The organism is Bacillus thermozeamaize, assembly GCA_002159075.1.
GTDB lineage: Bacteria > Bacillota > Bacilli > ZCTH02-B2 > ZCTH02-B2 > Bacillus_BB > Bacillus_BB thermozeamaize.
Genome location: LZRT01000067.1, coordinates 32,907 through 52,979 on the forward strand (window position 1 = coordinate 32,907; position 20,073 = coordinate 52,979).

18 protein-coding genes and 10 tRNA genes are annotated in these 20,073 nt (G+C 52.0%); 2 read left to right on the plus strand and 26 right to left on the minus strand.

The genetic code is table 11. From position 1 onward, the window contains the following. Positions 1-92 precede the first annotated feature (92 nt). The 21 genes from BAA01_10840 to BAA01_10940 form a co-directional block, all read right to left on the minus strand. Positions 93-1,193 (minus strand): hypothetical protein, encoded by a 1,101-nt coding sequence (locus tag BAA01_10840; protein OUM87933.1) that lies wholly within the window; start codon positions 1,191-1,193, stop codon positions 93-95. 4 nt (positions 1,194-1,197) lie between these two features. Continuing rightward, a complete protein-coding gene (locus BAA01_10845; protein OUM87934.1) occupies positions 1,198-2,124 on the minus strand; it encodes an ABC transporter in 927 nt (308 codons plus the stop codon). A 238-nt stretch (positions 2,125-2,362) separates the two neighbouring features. Then, complete coding sequence (locus BAA01_10850) at positions 2,363-3,199, minus strand: sugar ABC transporter permease (protein ID OUM88002.1); 837 nt, start codon at positions 3,197-3,199, stop codon at positions 2,363-2,365. 112 nt (positions 3,200-3,311) lie between these two features. Beyond that, positions 3,312-4,184 carry an ABC transporter permease gene (locus tag BAA01_10855; GenBank protein OUM87935.1) on the minus strand — a complete coding sequence of 291 codons (873 nt, stop codon included), beginning with the start codon at positions 4,182-4,184 and terminating at the stop codon, positions 3,312-3,314. Positions 4,185-4,199: 15 nt separating this feature from the next. Further along, the gene (locus tag BAA01_10860; GenBank protein ID OUM87936.1) at positions 4,200-5,267 is read right to left on the minus strand and encodes an ABC transporter ATP-binding protein; all 1,068 of its coding nucleotides are present in this window, start codon (positions 5,265-5,267) and stop codon (positions 4,200-4,202) included. Between the two features lie 109 nt (positions 5,268-5,376). Further along, positions 5,377-5,589 carry a hypothetical protein gene (locus BAA01_10865; protein ID OUM87937.1) on the minus strand — a complete coding sequence of 71 codons (213 nt, stop codon included), beginning with the start codon at positions 5,587-5,589 and terminating at the stop codon, positions 5,377-5,379. Positions 5,590-5,650: 61 nt separating this feature from the next. After that, the gene (locus BAA01_10870) at positions 5,651-6,955 is read right to left on the minus strand and encodes a glycerol-3-phosphate ABC transporter substrate-binding protein (GenBank protein ID OUM87938.1); all 1,305 of its coding nucleotides are present in this window, start codon (positions 6,953-6,955) and stop codon (positions 5,651-5,653) included. A 195-nt stretch (positions 6,956-7,150) separates the two neighbouring features. After that, a complete protein-coding gene (locus tag BAA01_10875; GenBank protein OUM87939.1) occupies positions 7,151-7,975 on the minus strand; it encodes a metallophosphoesterase in 825 nt (274 codons plus the stop codon). Positions 7,976-8,267: 292 nt separating this feature from the next. Continuing rightward, the gene (locus BAA01_10880; protein OUM87940.1) at positions 8,268-9,623 is read right to left on the minus strand and encodes a phosphoglucosamine mutase; all 1,356 of its coding nucleotides are present in this window, start codon (positions 9,621-9,623) and stop codon (positions 8,268-8,270) included. A gap of 67 nt (positions 9,624-9,690) precedes the next feature. Next, positions 9,691-10,977 carry a hypothetical protein gene (locus BAA01_10885; protein ID OUM87941.1) on the minus strand — a complete coding sequence of 429 codons (1,287 nt, stop codon included), beginning with the start codon at positions 10,975-10,977 and terminating at the stop codon, positions 9,691-9,693. Beyond that, positions 10,970-11,788, minus strand: coding sequence for a TIGR00159 family protein (locus tag BAA01_10890; protein OUM88003.1), 819 nt, complete (start codon positions 11,786-11,788; stop codon positions 10,970-10,972). Before BAA01_10890 ends, BAA01_10885 begins: the two co-directional genes overlap by 8 nt. A 98-nt stretch (positions 11,789-11,886) precedes the next feature. Beyond that, positions 11,887-11,961 (minus strand) — tRNA-Gly (locus tag BAA01_10895). A 506-nt stretch (positions 11,962-12,467) separates the two neighbouring features. Continuing rightward, positions 12,468-12,550 (minus strand) — tRNA-Leu (locus BAA01_10900). 56 nt (positions 12,551-12,606) lie between these two features. Beyond that, positions 12,607-12,682: transfer RNA gene (locus BAA01_10905), tRNA-Lys, on the minus strand. Positions 12,683-12,688: 6 nt separating this feature from the next. Next, positions 12,689-12,763, minus strand: a tRNA-Gln gene (locus BAA01_10910). A gap of 9 nt (positions 12,764-12,772) precedes the next feature. Continuing rightward, positions 12,773-12,857, minus strand: a tRNA-Tyr gene (locus tag BAA01_10915). Positions 12,858-12,888: 31 nt separating this feature from the next. Continuing rightward, positions 12,889-12,964 (minus strand) — tRNA-Thr (locus BAA01_10920). A 26-nt stretch (positions 12,965-12,990) separates the two neighbouring features. Continuing rightward, a tRNA-Val gene (locus BAA01_10925) sits at positions 12,991-13,066 on the minus strand. A gap of 1 nt (position 13,067) precedes the next feature. Beyond that, a tRNA-Glu gene (locus BAA01_10930) sits at positions 13,068-13,142 on the minus strand. Positions 13,143-13,148: 6 nt separating this feature from the next. Then, positions 13,149-13,224, minus strand: a tRNA-Thr gene (locus BAA01_10935). 6 nt (positions 13,225-13,230) lie between these two features. Then, positions 13,231-13,305, minus strand: a tRNA-Asn gene (locus BAA01_10940). 318 nt (positions 13,306-13,623) lie between these two features. Between BAA01_10940 and BAA01_10945 the strand changes: the two genes are divergently transcribed. After that, a complete protein-coding gene (locus tag BAA01_10945; GenBank protein ID OUM87942.1) occupies positions 13,624-14,403 on the plus strand; it encodes a polysaccharide deacetylase family sporulation protein PdaB in 780 nt (259 codons plus the stop codon). A gap of 3 nt (positions 14,404-14,406) precedes the next feature. Here the strand turns inward: BAA01_10945 and BAA01_10950 are convergent, their stop codons facing one another. Further along, positions 14,407-15,030 carry a hypothetical protein gene (locus BAA01_10950; protein ID OUM87943.1) on the minus strand — a complete coding sequence of 208 codons (624 nt, stop codon included), beginning with the start codon at positions 15,028-15,030 and terminating at the stop codon, positions 14,407-14,409. Between the two features lie 176 nt (positions 15,031-15,206). Between BAA01_10950 and BAA01_10955 the strand changes: the two genes are divergently transcribed. Beyond that, positions 15,207-15,839 (plus strand): hypothetical protein, encoded by a 633-nt coding sequence (locus BAA01_10955; GenBank protein OUM88004.1) that lies wholly within the window; start codon positions 15,207-15,209, stop codon positions 15,837-15,839. 68 nt (positions 15,840-15,907) lie between these two features. On the opposite strand, the gene BAA01_10960 is transcribed toward BAA01_10955, so the two are convergent. The 4 genes from BAA01_10960 to BAA01_10975 form a co-directional block, all read right to left on the minus strand. Then, a complete protein-coding gene (locus tag BAA01_10960; GenBank protein OUM87944.1) occupies positions 15,908-17,008 on the minus strand; it encodes an ATP-binding protein in 1,101 nt (366 codons plus the stop codon). A 64-nt stretch (positions 17,009-17,072) separates the two neighbouring features. Continuing rightward, positions 17,073-17,819 (minus strand): N-acetylmuramoyl-L-alanine amidase CwlD, encoded by a 747-nt coding sequence (locus tag BAA01_10965; GenBank protein OUM87945.1) that lies wholly within the window; start codon positions 17,817-17,819, stop codon positions 17,073-17,075. Beyond that, entirely contained in the window at positions 17,813-18,274 is a 462-nt protein-coding gene (locus BAA01_10970) for a hypothetical protein (protein OUM87946.1), read from the minus strand. Before BAA01_10970 ends, BAA01_10965 begins: the two co-directional genes overlap by 7 nt. Positions 18,275-18,467: 193 nt before the next feature. Continuing rightward, the gene (locus BAA01_10975) at positions 18,468-20,069 is read right to left on the minus strand and encodes an AMP-dependent synthetase (GenBank protein ID OUM87947.1); all 1,602 of its coding nucleotides are present in this window, start codon (positions 20,067-20,069) and stop codon (positions 18,468-18,470) included. Between the last annotated feature and the right edge of the window lie 4 nt (positions 20,070-20,073).

Below are 20,073 nucleotides of genomic sequence, written 5' to 3' on the forward strand. Positions count from 1 at the left end.
AATCAAATCCCCTTCGAATGCAGCCAGCAATGGCAACAACGAAGGGGTTGACATCTGCTAAGGAGCGAAATGTTGAACATGTTTCAGGATGGTTAAGTCCGCCTTTTGCTGAACAGCGTCCCGATGACAAATGCCGCCACTCCCCATGCCGCAATCACGGCGATGTTGATCCAAAACTGTGTTTGCGTGACTCCCAGGCCGTAAACCATGCTGTCCCGAATCCCGCTGACAAAATAGGTAAGTGGTATGACATTGGAAACAGGGCGGATATATTCGGGCAGCATGGCGAGATCAAAGAACACGCCGCTGATAAACATCATCAAAAAAGAGGCAATGTTGGCAAGCCCAGAGTAGCTTTCCTGCGTTTTGCTGAATGAGGCAAGCATATACCCCATCGCGTTGAATGCGATGACACCAACTGCGAAGACGATGATAAAAGCGAGAAAGTCGATGTTCAGATTGACCTTAAAAAACAGCACGCCAATCAATGTAATCACGATCACCTGAATGACGCCAAGAATAAAGTGAACCATGATGTGGCCGATGCCAAACAGATGCATTTTGATGGGGGTCAACATCAGCCGCTTCTGCAATCCATTCCGGCGGTACTCCACCAGCCCCATCTGGCCGAAAAGTCCCGATTGCGCAAGACCCAGGGCCAACATCCCTGTCATCAGGAAATCCACAAATTTGATTTGGTTACCGCCGGAAGAGAGATATTCGGTTGCAAGCGCAAACGTGGGTTTTGCGTTGGCCAAACGGTAATTCATCTCTTCAAGAACCCCGGCGAGAATGCCGCTAAGGGCTTGGGCCGTTGCTGAATTCTCTTTCTCTTTATTCATCAATAGAACCACTTTTTCTGATTCATTCCCTGCCGGCAAAACGATCGCCGCATCCACTTTACGGTCCTTTACCAGTTCTCTTGCCGTCTCCAGTGCTACCGGCTCGTCTTCGGCCCATTTGAACACGTCGATGTCGTGCAATATCGCGTTCAATTGATCCGCTGCTTGACTTGGCTTTTCAATCACCGTGACCACTTTGGCTTCAAAATCAGACTCCTCGTTTGCCCCGCCTATAATGACTGTAAAAATGACAAACAAAATGACGGGAAAGAAAATCAGCCAAAACCAGACCGCTTTCTCACGCAGGGTGGACTTCAGCTCTGCTTCAAACAACTTCATCAGCTGCCGCATCTCCCTAATCCCTCCATTCCTTGCCCGTCAAGGCAATAAACACATCTTCCAAACTCAGATCCTTGATGCTCACCTGCTCCACTTCAATGTGATTCTCGGCCGTATATTGAAACAAATGATATAATGTCTCCTCGGGGCGCTCGGTCCAAACATGGATGCGATTCTCTTCGACATTTGCATTGCTTACCTTTGGCAGCGTTTTGATCAACGCCGCCATCGCCTCATTTTGCGCAGGGTCTGTAAAAGCGAGTTGAATTTCCCGTTCCTTGCTCAATTGATCAATCAGTTTCTTGGGCGTGTCCAAAGCGACGACCCGCCCCTGGTCGACGATACAGACGCGATCGCTTAATTTCTCCGCTTCTTCCATGTAATGCGTGGTAAGAATCACCGTTTTCCCCAATTCCTTCAGTTTTAAGATGATGTCCCAGATATTGATGCGCGCTTGCGGATCCAGTCCCGTCGTCGGCTCATCAAAAAAGAGAATGTCCGGATCGTTGACCAGTGCAAGCCCGATGGCCAGCCTCTGTTTTTGGCCGCCCGAGAGGTTCTGGACCCATTTATTGCGGTGTTCTTGCAGGTTGATCAATTCGATGATCTCAGGCACGGGCCGCGTTTTATGATAGAAACTGGAAAATACGTCCAGATTCTCATAGACGGTCAACTTGTCAAACAGCGCGCTCGTTTGGGGTTGCACGCCGATAATCTGCTTGATTTTCTCAGCATCACGCTTCCATCCCATGCCTTTAATGGAAACCTCACCCTGATCGGGCGCCTGCAATCCTTCAATCATCTCCAATGTGGTGGTTTTGCCGGCACCGTTGGGGCCGATGATCGTGAAGATCTCCCCCTCTTCCACAGTGAAGCTGATCCTGTCAACCGCCACGACAGAACCAAACGTTTTGCGAAGATCTTTTACCTCAAGAATGGACATCCACATCCCTCCTAAAAAATGGAAATTCTATATGGCAATACCATTTTATAATAAAACAAGAATGATAAAATTAACACCTCTTCCTAAGTAGGTTTTTTACCCCGACTTAAGACCGGGCAAACAAAAAAGCCGGGCAGAAACAGGATACATCCTGAGTTTTAGCCCGGATATGATGATGCGCGGGTTTTAGCTGGAAAAGGTTATGTGAATATCATTCATTCATCATAATGCAGGCCGCTCATTTTACGCCGTTATAGACGAAGGCGCGAATGATCTGCCGCTGCGCGAGAAAGAACACGATCAAGATGGGCATGACCAGAATCATATTTCCCGCCATCAGGACATTCCAGGTGACAATCCCTTCCACATGGCGAATCTGGGCGATCCCCAACGGAAGTGTTCTGACGGTATCGTTGGTGGTCATCACGAGCGGCCAGAAGTAATCGTTCCAGTGGGCGATAAAGCTGAACATCGCAAACGTCACAAGGACCGGTTTTGCCATTGGAACCATGATTTTCAGGATGATTTGCCACTCTTTGGCGTTGTCCAGTCTGGCCGCTTCGATCAGTTCCTCCGGCACCTGTTTGAACGATTGCCGCAGGAGAAAAATCCCGAATGCGCTCGAAGCAAATGGCAGGATAAGGGCAAAGTATGTGTCCAGCAACTTCCACGCGCTCATTTGCAAATACACAGGCAGAAAAATCAATTGCGCCGGAACCATCAGGGTAATCATGGTCATGCCGAACAGAAACCCGGATCCCCTGAATTGGTAACGCGCAAACGCATAGGCAGCAGGAATCACCGTCAGCATCTGCAAACAAAGGATGCCGACTGCAACAATCACACTGTTCATAAAGTAATGCAGGAAGGGACCGGTATTCCACGCCCGGACAAAATTTTCCCAGACAAGGTTTTCTGGCAGCCATTTGGGCGGAAAAACCATCGTTTCCGGCAGCGTTTTAAATGACGTCGAGATCATCCAGGCAAACGGCAGGGCAAAAATGAGCACCAACAGCGTCAAACCGATCCCGTTGATCACCCGAATGACAAATCGCGCCACCTTTACACTGTTCATAGTGGCAACCGGCGGAAGCCAATCCGAACCGCGTTCGGGAGCAAGCTGATCAGCAGATTTCAACGGCATCACCTTTTCCGACTATAATAAATGCTTTCCATTATCCACATGCTTAGCCATAATGGACGCGTCTTGAAAGAAGCCGAAAATAAAGGATGGTCAATATAGCAAGGATGATCAGAAGGATCACTCCGGCAGCGGAGGCATAGCCGATTTTGAAGAACTGAAAACCATACTGATAAATATAGTAAACAAGCGTATTGGTGGAATTGACAGGCCCTCCCTGGGTCATGATGTAAATCGTCTCAAATACTTGAAAGGAATTGAGCATGCAGATGATCACCAGGAAAAAGATCGTCGGCGAAAGCATGGGCAATGTAATCTTGTAAAACGTCGTCCAAGGTTTGGACTGGTCGAGAGCGGCCGCCTCGTAAATATCCTTTGGAATGCTCTGCAAGCCTGCGATAAAAACCAGTGTGTTAAAGCCGACACCCTTCCATACGGCAACAATCACCAATGAAATCAAGGCCGTGTCGGGATGGGACAGCCACTGCAACTTACCAAAACCGAACAAGCCAATCACCCAGTTCAAAAGGCCGTACTCGGGATCCATCAACCAGCTCCACAACAGGGAGATGGAGACCAATGAAATGATATGCGGGCTGAAAATCGCGCCTTGCACAATCCCGTAAATGATCCCGGTACGGTTTAACCAGAGGGCGAGAAATAACGATATGCCAATGGTGAGCGTCACCGTCAAAAAGGTGTAGATAAACGAATTCTTTAATACCTGAAGGAATTCTTCGTCTTGAAACAGATCGATAAAGTTTTGCAAACCGACAAACGTTTTCACGGGGCTGATGAAATTCCATTCAAACAAGCTGAGGTAGATCATGTAAAAGATGGGATAGATGAAAAACAACGAGAAGACAAGGATAGCCGGAGCGACCATCGCATAGGGGCGGAGTTTTTCCCACAGTGCCATTTGCCGCGCACCTCCCTAAGCGCCTCCGGCGACAAGGCTCCTTGCCCGGACTTCAATGCCGCGAATTCGCTGTCCATCGGGAGCAAAATAATAGAGATGTTCGTAAGGAACGACCACCCGGACATGTTTTTTCTGCTCCAAAGGGGCGAGGAAGTTCTTCACAAAAAATGTTCCCATTTTTGCTTTGACCTGATAAATATTTTCCGCCCCCAGGCTCTCGCGGGTCAGGATTTCCCCTTCGACGGCCAACCCCTCTGTATAATAACCGGGATGCAGCAGCGCATGTTCTGGACGGAAGCCGAAATAGCCAATCTCAACCTCCGTTTCGACATGCAAGCCTTCCACCTCGCGGAAGTGGAAGATGTTCATCGCAGGCGTACCGATAAACTGGGCCGTAAACAGATTTTCCGGATCATGGTACAACTTCATCGGCGCGTCCACCTGCTGGATCTTTCCCTTGTTCATCACCACAATCTGATCCCCCATGGACATGGCCTCCACCTGGTCATGAGTCACATAGACAAAGGTGGTGCCCAGCCTTTGATGAAGCTGTATCAGCTCAGTCCGCATTTGATTGCGCAATTTGGCATCCAGGTTGGAAAGCGGCTCATCGAAAATAAACACCTTCGGTTTTTTGACCATCGCCCGGGCAAGTGCCACCCGTTGCCGCTGGCCCCCCGACAACGCATGCGGTTTCTTGTCGAGGTAAGGCGTCAAGCCCACAATTTCGCAGATATCCTTGACTAATGCTTCCCTTTCCTTTTTCGGCACCTTTCTGTTTTTCAGCCCGAATTCAATATTTTCGCGAACAGTCATGGTCGGGTAGAGGGCATAGTTTTGAAATACCATGGCCACATCGCGCATTCCGGGCGGCGTATCATTCACACACTTGTCGCCGATCCAGATATCCCCGCAGGTCTGCTTCTCAAGCCCTGCAATCATCCGCAGCGTGGTGGATTTGCCGCATCCGGACGGCCCCACGAGCACCGTAAACGAACCATCCTGGATGGTAAGATTCATTTCCTGGATCACCACTTCGTTTTTAAACGCTTTGGTCACGTTTTTCAACTCAATCTTGGCCACGCCTTGATCCCCCCTCAATGACATGCTTGGTCTTTTTTCAATCCATCAGCTTTATAGATGGATGGCCTTCGTCCTTGGTTTCTGCATGGCACGCATCAGTGCGGCCAGCTCATCCAGGAAGCGCAGGCGCATGTCCGAATTTGACGGGATGCTGCCCGTACAAGATCTTTCTTGCTTCGGCGACGGCCGCATCCGTTTCCGCTTCCCATTCGGTTCCTTCCAACAGATAGCGGATATACCGATCCATAAAGGTGTCTTCCTGATAAAGCGTTCCATCCATATCAAAGATGATCACTTTAATCTCAGACAGCCACTCGGTCACGCGCTTCACCACCCCTGGCTTCGGTCACGAGAGACAAAGATAAAGGGAAGGGGACGCCTATCTACTTACTCAAAAGTTTGTTTGCTTTCTCAGCCGCTTCGTTCAACGCATCTTGCGGCGACACCTTCGGATCGAGGATGGCCTTCTCAATCGCTTGCTTGAGAATCTTCGTCACTTCTGGGTACGCATCTGCCATCGGCCGGGGCCGGGCGTACTCCAGTTGGTCAATCGCCACTTTGTACTGCGGGTATTCTTTATAAAGGGCTTGTAATTCATCGCTTTCGATGGCCGAAATACGGGTGGGCAGATATCCGGTGTTTTTATGTTGGTAAATGGTTTGTTCTTTTGCCGTCATCCACTTAATAAATTCCCAGGCTGCTTCTTTTTCTTTTTCACCAAGACCGGCCAGCATCACCAAATGGCAACCGCCAGTCGGGACGCCATACGATTTATTCGCAGGCATAAACGCAGTCATCATGTCAAACCCGTTCCCTTTCGCAATTTCCATGCTCTCAGCAACGTTCGCAGTCGAACCGAACTTCATGGCTGAGATTTGGTTTGCCCAGTCTTTATTGGCCATTTCTCCAGCCTCATCGCCGGTCGGAATCTTGATCAGCCCTTCGCTGGCCAATCGCTTCATGAACTCGACAGGCGCAACGCCTTCCGGTGAATTGAAGGCTGCCGTTTTGCCGTCCTCAGACAACATTTGTCCGCCACTCTGCGCGACAAAAGCCTCATAAAACCAGATATCGGCAGGCATGGTCATGGCCAGTTTGCCTTTTTCCTTCAGCTTGCGGGCGTACTGTTCAAATTCCTCCCAGGTTTTCGGCCCGGCAGGATCCAAGCCAGCCTCTTTGAGCATGGTGACATTTTTATAGAGAATCGGGGTACTGCGCATAAAAGGCAGGCCGTAAAGTTTTCCATCCACGTAGGAGTTCCCCATGAGCCCAGGATGAAAATCGTCAATCTTGACCTCTTCCTTGTCCCGTTCAGCAAACGGCGTCAGATCTTCCAACATGCCGGAGCGGGCAAAAATGCCGGTGGAGGCAATCTCGAGATCCATCACCGCCGGGGCATTTTTTGCGGCAAATGCCGCTTGGGCCTTGGCATGAAGATCATCGTAGGTCCCTTGATACTCAGCAATCACTTCAATGCGATCCTGGGATCGGTTGAACTGTTTGACAAGGTTTTGTTTGGCTTCCTGAATTTTGCCGCCCCAGGCGTACCAGTACTTAATGACGATCTTGTCTTTTCCGTTGCCATCGGCTGACGAAGAAGAAACACCGCTCGTACTGTTTGTACTGCACGCGGCAAGAGAAGAAATCATGATCAGTGCAAGGATGAACGTTCCCAGCTTCTTGAACATGGACTTCCTCCTTAACCTTTTGTTTTTTCGCAATTACCCTCAAAATCTTCACAGCGTATCCTGCAATGCCACATTAAGCATAAAGAATCATTATTAACCGGGTATTAAGTCGTTGTAAATTTTATTTAAATAAGTCTCGCATGAAATAAAAATGGCGGCTCACTGAGCCGCAATGGAAAGATGGCCCGATACAATTCATCGAATTGGGACGCTGCATTCACGGTCGGATGCTTCCCCGCGCGCCAAAGGGTTATGTGTAAAGTGATTCATATGATTGAAAACAATCGGCGCATTCTTCAAAACGTCCGCATCCGTCACGTCAACGGCAGAAATACGAACCTCATTCTGTCCCATTTCCACCACTCGGAAGGCAGGCTGATCAAGGCATGCCGAAAGCTGTACAAAAGTCCAATTATCTTGCTTGACAATCGAGTCTACATGCGTGTGTCCGTTGAAATAGATGCCAACACCCTCTTTTTGCCGTAAAATACGCCACATATCAATACTCGGATGGATGGAGCCTTTATCAATCTCCGATCTTTTTGTCGTGTTGTATACGGGATGATGTGCAAAAACCAACAGTGGCTTTGAACCGGATGCCTTGACCACCTCTTCAAACCACTGCAGCTGTTCTTCATCCACCCAGCCTCCCCAATCCTCATAATCCATCTCCTTGGCGGTATCCAAAAAGGCAAGCACGGCGCGATCCGTGTCAATGACATGATAGCGTGCCTGCCCCGTCATTTTGAGCACCTCTTTTCTGGGTTGAGCGTAGAGATCATGATTTCCTAAGACATGATAAAAATTCCTGTCCCTGTTCTTTAATATCTCATACACTCCCTTCAACTCCAGAGGCGTGCCGTAATTTGTCAAATCACCAAGTGAGATATGAGCATCCGCGTCTATTTCTAAAAAACGTCCCAAAAATGTTTGATAAAAACCATCCCGAGCATCTACCAGTCCGGGTATCGTCTCATCCAATTCGGGAAAATGCAAATCCCCCATTAAAATAAGTTTCATCTGCACTCTCCTCTCGCTTAACATTGTAAATCTAACATTTCATTATCTACTTCAAAGTTTATCCCGCACATATTAACCCTTTTTAAAGCCAGGTTAAATGATTTGTAAAGTCTGTCCAGCGAGAGAGGAATTGATATTGCATGAATGGCACCCATCCTGGCTGTCGTCCATGAATTTTGAAATGAAAAGAAAAAGGAGGATCGTGGAATAAATAGAAACAGCCGAGCAGAAAACAGGACAAATGCCTGGATCTGCATCGGCTGTCAGACAGTTATTCGCCGTGTCAATCAATTTATTGGTTCAATTCCCGATCGACGATCTCCGCAATGCGCAGGATATGCTGGCGCAGGATCGCTTCATCGGGACCCTCCGCCATGATCCGCAACAGCGGCTCCGTTCCGGATGGGCGAACCAGCACACGGCCTGCATCGCCCAATCGCCGTTCCAGCTCGCCAATGGCTTCCATGATCGCCGGATGCTGCTGCCAGGCGGTTTTGGCTTCTGCCCTCTTCAGACGCACGTTGTGCAGCACTTGCGGGAATTTCCGCATGACCTGCTTGAGCTGCCCGAGCGTTTTCCCGCTTTCCCTGATCACCTGTACCAGTTGCAGGGCGGTCAGCATGCCATCGCCGGTCGTGTTATAATCCAGCAGGATCACGTGTCCGGATTGTTCACCGCCAATGACAAATCCTCCCTCAAGCATCCGTTCCAGCACATAACGGTCACCCACCGCCGTTTGTTCGGTGGCTATCCCCAACTCACGCATCGCCTGGTACAGGCCGATATTGCTCATCACGGTGGTGACCAGGGTGTTTTTCGCCAGGCGTCCCTGTTCTTTCAACGACCGGGCCAGAATGCACATGATGTGGTCGCCATCCACAATCTGCCCTTCTTCATCTACGGCAATCAGCCGGTCCGCATCGCCGTCAAAAGCCAGCCCCACATCCGCCCGCTGCCTTTTCACCTCTTCCTGCAAACGGGAGGGGTGCGTGGAGCCCACGCCATCATTGATATTGATGCCGTCCGGCTCAGCGCCAATGACCCACACCTCGGCCCCCAACCGGCGAAACAGGCGCGGCGCAAGATAGGAGGCGGCCCCGTGGGCACAATCCAGAACCACTTTGAGTCCCTGCAAGTCTCCGTGGATGGTCCCCGACAAGTGATTCAGATAATCCTCGGCTTTTTCCGCTGCATCCAGGAGACGGCCCACCCCGCCGCCGACCGGGCGCGGCAGCTTGTCCTCCGGCTCATCCAGCAGGCGCTCGATCTGTTCCTCTTCCTCATCGGTCAGCTTGAACCCGTCCGGACCAAAAATTTTGATTCCATTGTCTTCCACCGGGTTGTGCGAGGCGGTGATCATGATGCCGGCATCTGCCTGCAGCGTTTTTGTCAACCAGGCCACTCCCGGGGTGCTGATGATGCCGAGCCGGTATACATCTGCCCCAGCCGAAAGCAGGCCAGCGGTGAGCGCCGCCTCCAGCATCTCCCCCGAGATCCGCGTATCCCGGCCGATCAGGACTTTCGGCCGCCCGGAAGCACGAGCCGCAGCCAGATTTCCTTCCGCGCGGCCGATCCGAAACGCAAGCTCCGGCGTCAGCTCCCGGTTCGCGACGCCACGTACACCATCGGTGCCAAAATACTTCCTCATTCTTTTCCACTCCCATCGTTCTCTCTGGTTGTTCCAACAACATGACGTATCCATGATCGGGCCGAACTCATCCCGATTCATTGGGCGGACGTTCCGGCGGCATCACGTCCTCAGGCTGATCGCCGGCCGGCTCCCTGCTTCCGGCGGCCTGCAGGAGAAATCTGGCTTCCGGCAATAGGCCTTTGACCTGGATAAACGGAGGCAGTTTCACCTCCATACGGCTGCGGTGCTCTCCCTCGGACAGCCGGCTGACATCCAGGATCACCTGCACATCGTTGGCGGACAGGGCGTCAAGCCGCTCCCCTGTCCCTTCCAGTGTCAGGTCCAGTTTTCCGTTTTCCGGCTGGAGCCATTTGATCTCTTTTCCGGCGGGCAGGCCCCTAACCTGAATCGGCAACTGCTCGATGACCCTGGTTCGGGATGGGCTGATTTGAACGCGCACCTCGATAACCGCAGGTTCTACACTGAACAGGCCTTTTTCTATAGGAACCGACAGTTTCAATACCTGCGTTTCCTTCAGGGTCGTCAGATCCAATGTCGGCCCGCGGTATTGGTGATACTTGTTCAGCACGGCAAGCGGCCCGATCAATGTCACTTCCTGGGGAGACATCTCCACCGCAGACACACTGTACCCATCCGGCAGGCGGCCTTGCAATTGCAAGTCCAAAGGCACCGTTTTGCGCGGACTGCGAATGGGCACCTCGACCCGAACGGTCGCTGGCTGGATATCCACATCCAGGCTGTTCCCCTGTGCATCGACGGCCCGCAATGATACCTCCTGGATCAAATGTTCACCTCTTGCATTCAAATGGACGTACGCTTTCACTGAAACGACTCGATCCAGCAGGCTCTTGCCGCCGCCGATCCGCACCTCGGCCGGCCGGATGAGCGGCGAACCCAACTGGAAACCCTCCGGCAGCATCCCGAGCCATTCCACATCCACCGGCATGGATTTGCTCTCCCTGGCTTCCAGGACAATGCGCACTTCTGCAGGGTTGGCCTCTACGTGCAAGTTGGGAGGAAATCCGTCAAACTGCACGGGCACCCGTACCTCTCCCGGGCCAAAACCGGTGACATCCGCATACACTTTGTAATCGCGCAGGCGAAAAAGGCTCAAATCCCGTTGCGAACCGCGCAAAATCAGATCGACCGTTTGCGGCGCTTCCAGCAGCGCTACCTTTCGCTCGTCATATCTTACTTCCAGGGCGGCATTGTCAATGCGAATCTCATTTTGGGTGATTTCCGTGGTGGTCACCGGGTTGGGACTGGATCCATTGACGACAAACCAGAGCATAATGGCCAACAAGACAGAGACGATGCGAACAACCATCGGCTGGTTCAACCACTTATCCATCGGCTTTCTGCCCCCATTTCTGGCGGAAAGATCCTGCCTTTTTCGCCGACGGCATCAGCGCCTCCCGCAACCGCAAAAACAACACCTCGCCTTGAATGTCCCGCTCCAACACGCCATCGGAAGCCAGTGAGATTTGCCCCGTCTCTTCTGAAACGACCAGGCTCAAACAATCGGTGATCTCGCTGACCCCCACCGCGGCCCGGTGACGCGTCCCCAACTCCTTGCTGATGAAAGGGCTCTCCGAAAGCGGCAAATAGCAACCCGCAGCCATAATGGTCGCATCACGGATGATCACCGCCCCATCATGAAGGGGGGTGTTGGGCGTAAAAATGTTAATGAGCAACTCTGCAGACAGTTTTGCCTCCAGCCGCGTCCCCGTCTCAATCATGTCGTTGAGCCCGATCTTCCGTTCCAGGACGATCAGCGCTCCAATGCGCCGCTGGGCCATGTATGTGGCTGCCTTGTAACAAGCCTCGGCCACGCTGAGCAGATCGCTGTCCTCCTGTACGCCGGTACGCACAAAGAAGCGGCCACGGCCCAATTGCTCCAAGGCTCGCCGAAATTCCGGCTGAAAAATGATCAAGATCACCAGAACGCCGTATGTAAACGCTTGGGACATCAGCCACTCCAACGTTCGCAGATTTAGAAGCGAACTCAGCACCCACGCAAGGACGATGATCACAATGCCTTGAATCAACTGGATGGCTCGTGTCCCCCGGATGAGCATCAACAATTTATAGAAGACATACGAGACGATGGCGATATCAACCACCACCGAGAAAACCTGCCAGATCTCCTGAAGTGGCTTCATCCCGCGTTCCTCCGTAGCTAATAAAAAAAAAGCTTGCAACTCCCGTGCAAGGCTTTTGTGCTTTCCATTCAGTTCTTCACGCTGATTCATCAAATAAATGGAGCGGACGACGGGATTCGAACCCGCGACCCTCGCCTTGGCAAGGCGATGCTCTACCCCTGAGCCACGTCCGCATAAAGAAGAATTCCATTAACTAACATACACCATCTGCCGCTCTTTTTCAAGCGGTTTTTTGTTGGAAAATATTTCCTTTCAAGCGCAATGAAAGAGGGCCCGCCGGAAGAATTCCTTCCAGCAGCCCCACAGCCCATCAACAGGAATACGGTAGGTTCACGGTTTTGGGTCCCCTTACACCACTTATGGATCAACGTAACCGCCGTAGCCAAATCCACTGTGAGAGGCAATGATGGCCAGAAGCACGAAGATGACCAGAATCACGCCGATAAAGCTGCCGAGAAATCCTCCTCCACCTGCGGGATAACCCATATGAGAACCTCCTTTCCAGCTTGATAGTACATCGTATTCCCTCCCAAATGGATCGTTATCGCGCAATTGCCTAATTTTGGTGCTTGCAGTTCAGGAATAAAAAACGCCGCACAGGCAACCACCCTGAGCGACGTTTTTGTGCCGATGTATAGGATTTGCGACGAAAATCACCGATGTTTTATTGCTGGTATCCTGGTGCGGGTGAAGGGACTCGAACCCCCACGGTTTCCCACTGGAACCTAAATCCAGCGCGTCTGCCAGTTCCGCCACACCCGCATCTTTGCTTGTCCGCAGCAGCACCACTGACAGAATGGTGTAAATAAACAAAAAAATGGTGAGCCATGGTGGACTCGAACCACCGACACCCTGATTAAAAGTCAGGTGCTCTACCAACTGAGCTAATGGCTCATAACGTGGCTGGGGAGGTAGGATTCGAACCTACGCATCACGGAGTCAAAGTCCGTTGCCTTACCGCTTGGCTACTCCCCAATATGTAGATGGTGGAGGGGGTAGGATTCGAACCTACGAAGGCAACGCCAACGGATTTACAGTCCGCCCCATTTGACCACTTTGGTACCCCTCCATAAAATTTCCCAAAAAAAAGAGCTTATACATGGTGCCGGTGAGAGGACTTGAACCCCCAACCTACTGATTACAAGTCAGTTGCTCTGCCAGTTGAGCTACACCGGCTTGACTGTCAAAGCTCCAGTTGTCGATGGTGGACGGTGACGGGTTCGAACCGCCGACCCCCTGCTTGTAAGGCAGGTGCTCTCCCGGCTGAGCTAACCGTCCATGGTGACCCGTAGGGGATTCGAACCCCTGTTACCACCGTGAAAGGGTGGTGTCTTAACCACTTGACCAACGGGCCATCTGCTGGAGCTCCCAACCAGACTCGAACTGGTGACCTCTTCCTTACCATGGAAGCGCTCTACCTGCTGAGCTATGGGAGCTTGAACTGGCTCCTCCGACAGGACTCGAACCTGTAACCTACCGGTTAACAGCCGGTTGCTCTACCATTGAGCTACGGAGGAACGGTCTGCGCACCTCTCTGTGCACTTCATTATTCTAATACGTTTCGACGGAGATTTCAAGATGCCTCGTTCAGTTGCCAACGGGCAACTGCAACAACGTTAGGAATGATACCATGGATACCTGTCTTTGTCAACAGTCATCGCGGATCAAAATGCCATTCCGCGACCGGCTACGCCGGGTGACGGGTTTTCTCATACAGCCCGCAAGTTAGGCATACATTAATACTGGCATGCGCGGACAACCTTATCACGATCATGCCTCGTTCTTCACGTTGATGCCAACATCAAGCAAACCCATCAGAAAAGAGGTGTCGCCCGATGAATCTTTTCATGGTCTTAAAAGCCGCACAATTGAAGAGGTTCCTGATTTTTACCGTGGCCGCAGCCTTTGCCGTCGGCGTGTTTTTCGTGGAAAAAGAAGAGGAGAGCATCTTTGCCGACGCCGTCCCCACCTTCTCCAGCGACGAACCCTCAGCCATCTACAGCGTGCCGACAGACAAGAAAAAAGTGGCCCTTACTTTCGACATCAGCTGGGGAGACAAGCGCCCCGGACCGATTCTGGATGTGCTGAAAGATAAACAGGTGGAAAAGGCCACTTTCTTTCTCTCCTCGCCCTGGGCCGAAAATCATCCCGAGATCGTACAGCGAATCGTCGATGCGGGGTATGAAATCGGAAGCCACGGCCATAAACACGTCAACTACAGCCGGTTGAGCGATGAAGAGATTCGCCAGCAAATCGCCAAGGCTGACCAAATCCTGCGCGAGTTGACGGGCGTCAAACCCAATCTCATCCGGATGCCCAACGGGGATTTTGACAAGCGTGTCCTGCGCGTGGCAGATTCGCTGGGCTATACGGTCATTCAGTGGGATACCGACTCCCTCGACTGGATGAATCCGGGGGTTGACCGCATCATCCAACGCGTCCTGGACAAGGTGCACCCCGGGGACATCATCCTGATGCACGCCAGCGACTCCTGCAAACAGACGCATGAAGCCCTGCCCGTGATTATCGACCGGCTTCGCGAACAAGGATATGAACTGGTTACCGTCTCTGAACTGATCGCGACCGCCCAGATCGATACCACCGAACTGCCTTGACGCTCAGGCGGTGGCCCATTTCTTCTTCCGCGCCGGTGACGGTTTCTTTCCGTCATTGACCAGCCGGTGCAAGATTAACACCTGCCAAGCGTTGCAAACGAAAAGCGGCACCCCCATGACCCACATCGACAGCGGGTTGCCTGTGAGCAGGGCGGGCAGCCATTCCAGCGTCGTCAGAACCACCATCACAAACAACGTCGGAATAAAGGCTTGCCTGTCCGTCATCCAGCTTTTCAGTATCGCAACGACCAACCCAACGGCAAGAAGGGCCAGCGGCAGAGGCAGGTAATCCAGCCAGCGGCCGCCGCCTGCCGCAGCCCTCAGCCATACCCAGTCGATCAGCACCAGCAAGATGAGCAACGCCTGAAAGCTTTGCCAGAGCCAGTTTCGTTTCAGAAGCCCCAGCATCATCGACTGGAAAAACAGATAGGCAAACAGGCCCATCTGGCTGATTAAACTGAACATCAGCCCCGCGCCCGCATAACCGATAATCGACAGGATCAACTCCTGGCCGACCACCTCTTCGCCGGTTTGAAACACGTACATACCGAAACCAAAGAACAGCCCGGAAAGGCCGCCAATCGCCAATGTGGTGAAAAAGAGAAACGCCCAGTTGCGCGCTTTCACTACGCATATCCTCCCCTATCACGCCTTCGGCTTATCCTTCAAGGCGCTTTTCATTATGATTTTACCAGTCTTCCGCCCGCATTCCAAGGAACCTTTTCACGCATAATACATCCAGAATGTTATCCGAGGGGAGTATCATCATGAGCCATTCTCAAGCAAAGACACATCCATGGGGGTTGCGAAAAAGGCGGATGGCACTGATGGGGCTGTTGGCCTTCATCCTGGTCGCCAATGGCTGTAACCCGGCACAACGGCCCCAGGAACCATTGCCCTATGAAAGCACAAAGGAAATGGTCGTGGACATTCTCAAAACGGACGCCGGGAAAAAAGCGGTTCAGGAGATGTTTAACGATCCGGAATTTCAAAAACAGGTCATCCTCAGTGAGGACGACCTGAAAAAAATCATTCAAGAAATGATCACCGGTGAACAAAACCGGGAAAAATTGAATGAAATCATCCGTGAACCGAAGTTTGCCGCCGAGTTGGGAAAAGCGTTAAAAGAACAAAACAAGACGCTCCTCAAGGATTTGATGAAAGATCCGGAATACCGCTCCATGATGATCGAAGCCATGCAGGATCCCGAATTCGAAAAGGAATTGTTGAAACTGTTCAAAAGCAACCAATTCCGTCAGCAAATGATGAGCGTGATGAAAGAGTCGCTGCAAAGCCCCATGTTCCAGGAGGAGCTCCTGCAATTGATGATCAAGGCGCAAGAAGAAGCCACCAAGCCGAAGAAAGAAAAAAAGCAGCAGGGTGGACAGCAGGACGGCGGAAAAGGTGGTGGCGGTGGTGCAGCGGGTGGAAGTTAACCTGCGAGCAGCACCGAACCCATGGGTCGCTCACAGCAAAATCACCCTGCGCCCACCGCGTGATCCATCTATCCCTTGACGGCAGGAGCAGTCCTGTCGATCACTTCTTTGGCCAGCTGATCAAAAATCTTGGCTTGCGGCGAACCTGCCGGATAGATACCGGGAGCCTCGTCCAAACCACTTCCTTCCGGAGCGCCGAGGGGAATCTGGGCCAACAGCTTGGTGCGCAACGTCTCCGCCAGCTTCTGTCCTCCACCCTGGCCAAAAATGAAGGCTCTGTTCCCGCAATGGCCGCATTCGTACCAGGACATGTTTTCAACCACGCCGATGATTTCATGATTGGTCTGAATGGCCATGGCACCCGCCCGCGCAGCCACAAAAGCTGCCGTCAAATGGGGGGTCGTGACGATGATTTCCTTGCTTTGCGGGATCAGTTGGTGAACATCCAGCGCCACATCCCCTGTCCCCGGCGGCAGGTCGAGAAGCATGTAGTCCAGCTCGCCCCAGTGGATTTCGCTGAAAAAGTTCCGCAGCATCTTGCCCAACATGGGGCCTCGCCAGATGACCGGCCGGTTATCTTCGACGAAAAAGGCCATCGACATGACCTTGACACCCAGCTTTTGAACCGGCAGAATCAGGTTGTCAATGACGGTGGGCCGCTGGTCAATCCCCATCATATCCGGCACACTGAAGCCATAGATGTCCGCATCGATGACCCCCACCCGAACACCCGCGCGCGCAAGTGCAACCGCCAGGTTCACCGTTACAGTGGACTTCCCTACCCCGCCTTTCCCGCTTGCAATGGCAATAAACCGGGTACCGCTATCCTTGGACAAGAGCGGGGAAACCGACGGCTGGGAAGTCGCCCCGGCCTGAGCCGCCCGTTCTTCCCGCAAGCGCTTGGCGAGAGCGGCCCGTTCCTCGTCGGTCATCGCGCCAATGCGCAACTGTACATTGCGGGCTCCCCGTTCCTTCAACGCTTTTGTCACTCTTTCCTCAATCACCGCTCTCAAGGGACAGCCCTGAATCGTCAGCACCAATTCCAGCTGGACATCGTTTTCCGGGCTGATTTGGATGTTTCGCACCATATCTAGTTCAACGACGCTTTTATGGAGCTCCGGGTCTTCCACATCCTTTAACACTTCGAGCACTTGCTCGCGAGTCAACATGGCCTAATCACCTCTTATTGTGAATCCAACACCTCTTTCGTCTCCATGATTATATCATAATATGTCAGTCAGGGGGGGCGGTGTAATAACGGAGGATACCCCGATAAATGGAAGCGGCCACCTTTTTCTGATACTCCGGCTCGGCCAGAAGTTGTGCCTCTTTCGCATGGGAGAGAAACCCGATCTCCACCAGAACGGCCGGGATCCGGCTTTGATTCAACAAAAAGATGTCGTCAAACTGCTTGGCCATCCGTTTTGTGTTGGCAAGCCCCGCGATCAACTCCTGTTGCACTGAAGACGCCAATTTGCGGCTTTCTTCCAGTTTGGAGCAGTAAAACGTCTGCGCGCCACTGTATCGCGGGTTGGGAAAACTGTTGAGGTGAATACTGATCAGGATGTCAGCCTGGCTCTCATTGACGATGCGCGCCCGCTTCATCAAATCTTCCGTCTTGCGCCGGGAATAGCCACGGGTTTTCGCCTTGGCCAGATCGGTATCCGTCTCACGCGTCATCCGCACCAGCGCGCCTGCTTGTTGCAGGTAGTCCCTGAGATATTGCGCCACCTGCAGGGCCACCGCTTTTTCCACCAGACCCGACGGGCTGACAGCCCCGCCGTCCGGTCCGCCGTGACCGGGGTCAAGCACAACGACTTTCCCCGCAAGAGGCGACAAGGCATGGGCCGAGCCCGCCCCCACATGCAGGCCGATGGTTCCCATGTTCAGGCAACATAGCATGGTCAAGCCCAAGATCACTTGGACAAGCCGCCTCCTGATTCTCATCCTGCTGAAGGTTGTGTTCATCCGTCTCACCATTGTTTCCTTTTTTTGCGAAGCATCCCTTCCCGAAAACCTTTTTCAAACCATCGGCAGATACAATCATCCAGGACGATCTGAATGGAAAGGTATGTCCATTCGTCCAGAATATGGAAAAGATGATATTTTCCGCTGTACCGGCGTACCGATTCGTCCGCCAGCTTCAGGTAATGCTGCTTGAATACCGCCGCAGCCTGCTCCCGTTTTTCTCCCTTTTCCGCATCCTTATACCGGCGGCTGGCTTCAAGCCCCATGCAAAAGCCGTCCAGCAACGTCTCAAACAAGGCCTCCTCCACAAGATAACGTTCATACCAATTGGCCCTCGCCAGTACCCAGCTGACCATCTCTTGATAATAGGTCTGGTATTCTGCGGGATCCAGCCAATGAACGGCGCGCTCCCTGAACTGGTCCCAGTTTCTTTGCTGGTATGCTTGAAAGTCCACCACATTGTTCATCCGATTCACCCTGCTCTTTCATGTTGGACCCCAATCTTGGACGCCAAGCTCCTCATTTACAGGATTCCCAAATCGGACAGGAACATCCTCAAAATGGGAAAGAAAAAGACCCATGCCGGCAAGCATGGATCTTGATCAGGTCATTTGACTTTTTATGCCTGTCTACTTGACAAGGAACATTTGGCCAAATTTTCTACGCTTGGCGTTGAGATTCACGCAGCAAATTTTTCAAAACTTTGCCCCCGGGATTTCGAGGAAGCTCGCTGCAAAATTCCACCACCGCAGGCACTTTGTAATCAGCCAGGTTTTCCCTGACGAATTGTTTTATCTCTTCCGCCGTCACCGTCGTTTCTTGTTTGGGTACGATCACTGCTTTCACCACTTCGCCGAAAACCGGATCCGGAATCCCGACGACCGCCGCCTCCAGCACCTTCGGATGTTGATACAGCACATTTTCCACTTCGACGGAAAAAACCTTTTCCCCGCCTCGGTTAATCATGTCTTTGAGGCGATCCATAATGTAGACAAAACCTTCTTCATCCATCATCGCCAGGTCTCCAGAACACCAGTACTCTCCATGAAACGATTTACGATTGGCCTCTTCGTTTTCCCAGTAGCCGGATACGACATTAGGACCCTTGATCCAAAGCTCTCCCACTTCTCCTGGTTTGCATGTTTCTCCCCTTTCATTCACAATTTTTATCTCAACAACCGGAATGGGGTAACCAACGGATGCAGGCTTTTTTTCCTGGCAGCCTATCGGCATCACGGTTGTCGGTGATGTCGTTTCTGTTGCCCCATATGCGTTGTGCAGCTGCACACCCGGGAATTCCCTTCGCAGTTGTTCAATGGTATGGGTGGACATGGGGGCACCGCCATAAGCCAAGATCCGCAGGGAAGGATAGCTGTACTCCCGGAAAGAAGGATGGGACATCATCATCACATAAATGGTCGGAACGTTAAAAGTAAATGTAATCTTTTCCTCTGACAACAAACGAATAAACCGTTCCGCCTTAAACCTTCTCATCAACACATTGGTTCCGCCCACATACACCATATGTAGAAGCTGTCCGATCAAGCCGGTCACATGAAAAAGAGGAACCGCGTTTAACGAACGATCCGCTTCCGTCGTTCTGAAAATCCGGTGATAACACATGACCGAATGGATCGCACCCAGATGGCTACCGACAGCGCCTTTCGGCAATCCGGTAGTGCCGGATGTATACATGATGTACAACGGATCCTCTTCACGAACCATCGTCTCCGGCGGTGAAACAGCGGGAGATTCCAGCGGTTCATAAGGCAAAAAGCCTTCTCTTTCGCCGCCAAGGATAAATCTCGCCCTTAACGAGGGTACGGATGTATGCGCATTCTGTACAAGATAGGCGAACTCATCGTCGGTAAAGAGAATAGAAGAACCCGACTGGTTGAGCATAAACGTAATTTCCTTGCTGTTGAGCCGTGTGTTTAGAGGAACCGCGATCGCCCCGATCCGGGCACAAGCAAAAAACAAGAGGGCGAATTCCACGCCGTTCCCCAATAACAGCGCCACTCTTTCCCCTTTCCGCACCTGATAACGGTGGTACAAATGGCCGGCGATATTTTCTACCAGTTCCCTCATTTGCCGATATGTCAAACGCCGCTCCCCCATCACCAGGGCCTCGCGGTCAGGAAAACGAACAGCAGAGCTTTCCAGCATCTCCATCACATTGGCAGGCCGCTCAGAAAAAACGAATACTTCCCGTCCAAAATGAGATTCCCGGACGATCCCACTTTTTTCATTTTCCGTCCACATTGGT

Bases quoted from the DNA above. Each gene is read 5' to 3' on its own strand.
- BAA01_10840 (OUM87933.1), bottom strand. From the start codon at position 1,193: ATGCGGCAGCTGATGAAGTTGTTTGAAGCAGAGCTGAAGTCCACCCTG.
- BAA01_10845 (OUM87934.1), bottom strand. From the start codon at position 2,124: ATGTCCATTCTTGAGGTAAAAGATCTTCGCAAAACGTTTGGTTCTGTC.
- BAA01_10850 (OUM88002.1), bottom strand. From the start codon at position 3,199: ATGAACAGTGTAAAGGTGGCGCGATTTGTCATTCGGGTGATCAACGGG.
- BAA01_10855 (OUM87935.1), bottom strand. From the start codon at position 4,184: ATGGCACTGTGGGAAAAACTCCGCCCCTATGCGATGGTCGCTCCGGCT.
- BAA01_10870 (OUM87938.1), bottom strand. From the start codon at position 6,955: ATGTTCAAGAAGCTGGGAACGTTCATCCTTGCACTGATCATGATTTCT.
- BAA01_10875 (OUM87939.1), bottom strand. From the start codon at position 7,975: ATGAAACTTATTTTAATGGGGGATTTGCATTTTCCCGAATTGGATGAG.
- BAA01_10880 (OUM87940.1), bottom strand. From the start codon at position 9,623: ATGAGGAAGTATTTTGGCACCGATGGTGTACGTGGCGTCGCGAACCGG.
- BAA01_10885 (OUM87941.1), bottom strand. From the start codon at position 10,977: ATGGATAAGTGGTTGAACCAGCCGATGGTTGTTCGCATCGTCTCTGTC.
- BAA01_10890 (OUM88003.1), bottom strand. From the start codon at position 11,788: ATGAAGCCACTTCAGGAGATCTGGCAGGTTTTCTCGGTGGTGGTTGAT.
- BAA01_10945 (OUM87942.1), top strand. From the start codon at position 13,624: ATGAATCTTTTCATGGTCTTAAAAGCCGCACAATTGAAGAGGTTCCTG.
- BAA01_10960 (OUM87944.1), bottom strand. From the start codon at position 17,008: ATGTTGACTCGCGAGCAAGTGCTCGAAGTGTTAAAGGATGTGGAAGAC.
- BAA01_10965 (OUM87945.1), bottom strand. From the start codon at position 17,819: ATGGTGAGACGGATGAACACAACCTTCAGCAGGATGAGAATCAGGAGG.
- BAA01_10970 (OUM87946.1), bottom strand. From the start codon at position 18,274: ATGAACAATGTGGTGGACTTTCAAGCATACCAGCAAAGAAACTGGGAC.
- BAA01_10975 (OUM87947.1), bottom strand. From the start codon at position 20,069: ATGTGGACGGAAAATGAAAAAAGTGGGATCGTCCGGGAATCTCATTTT.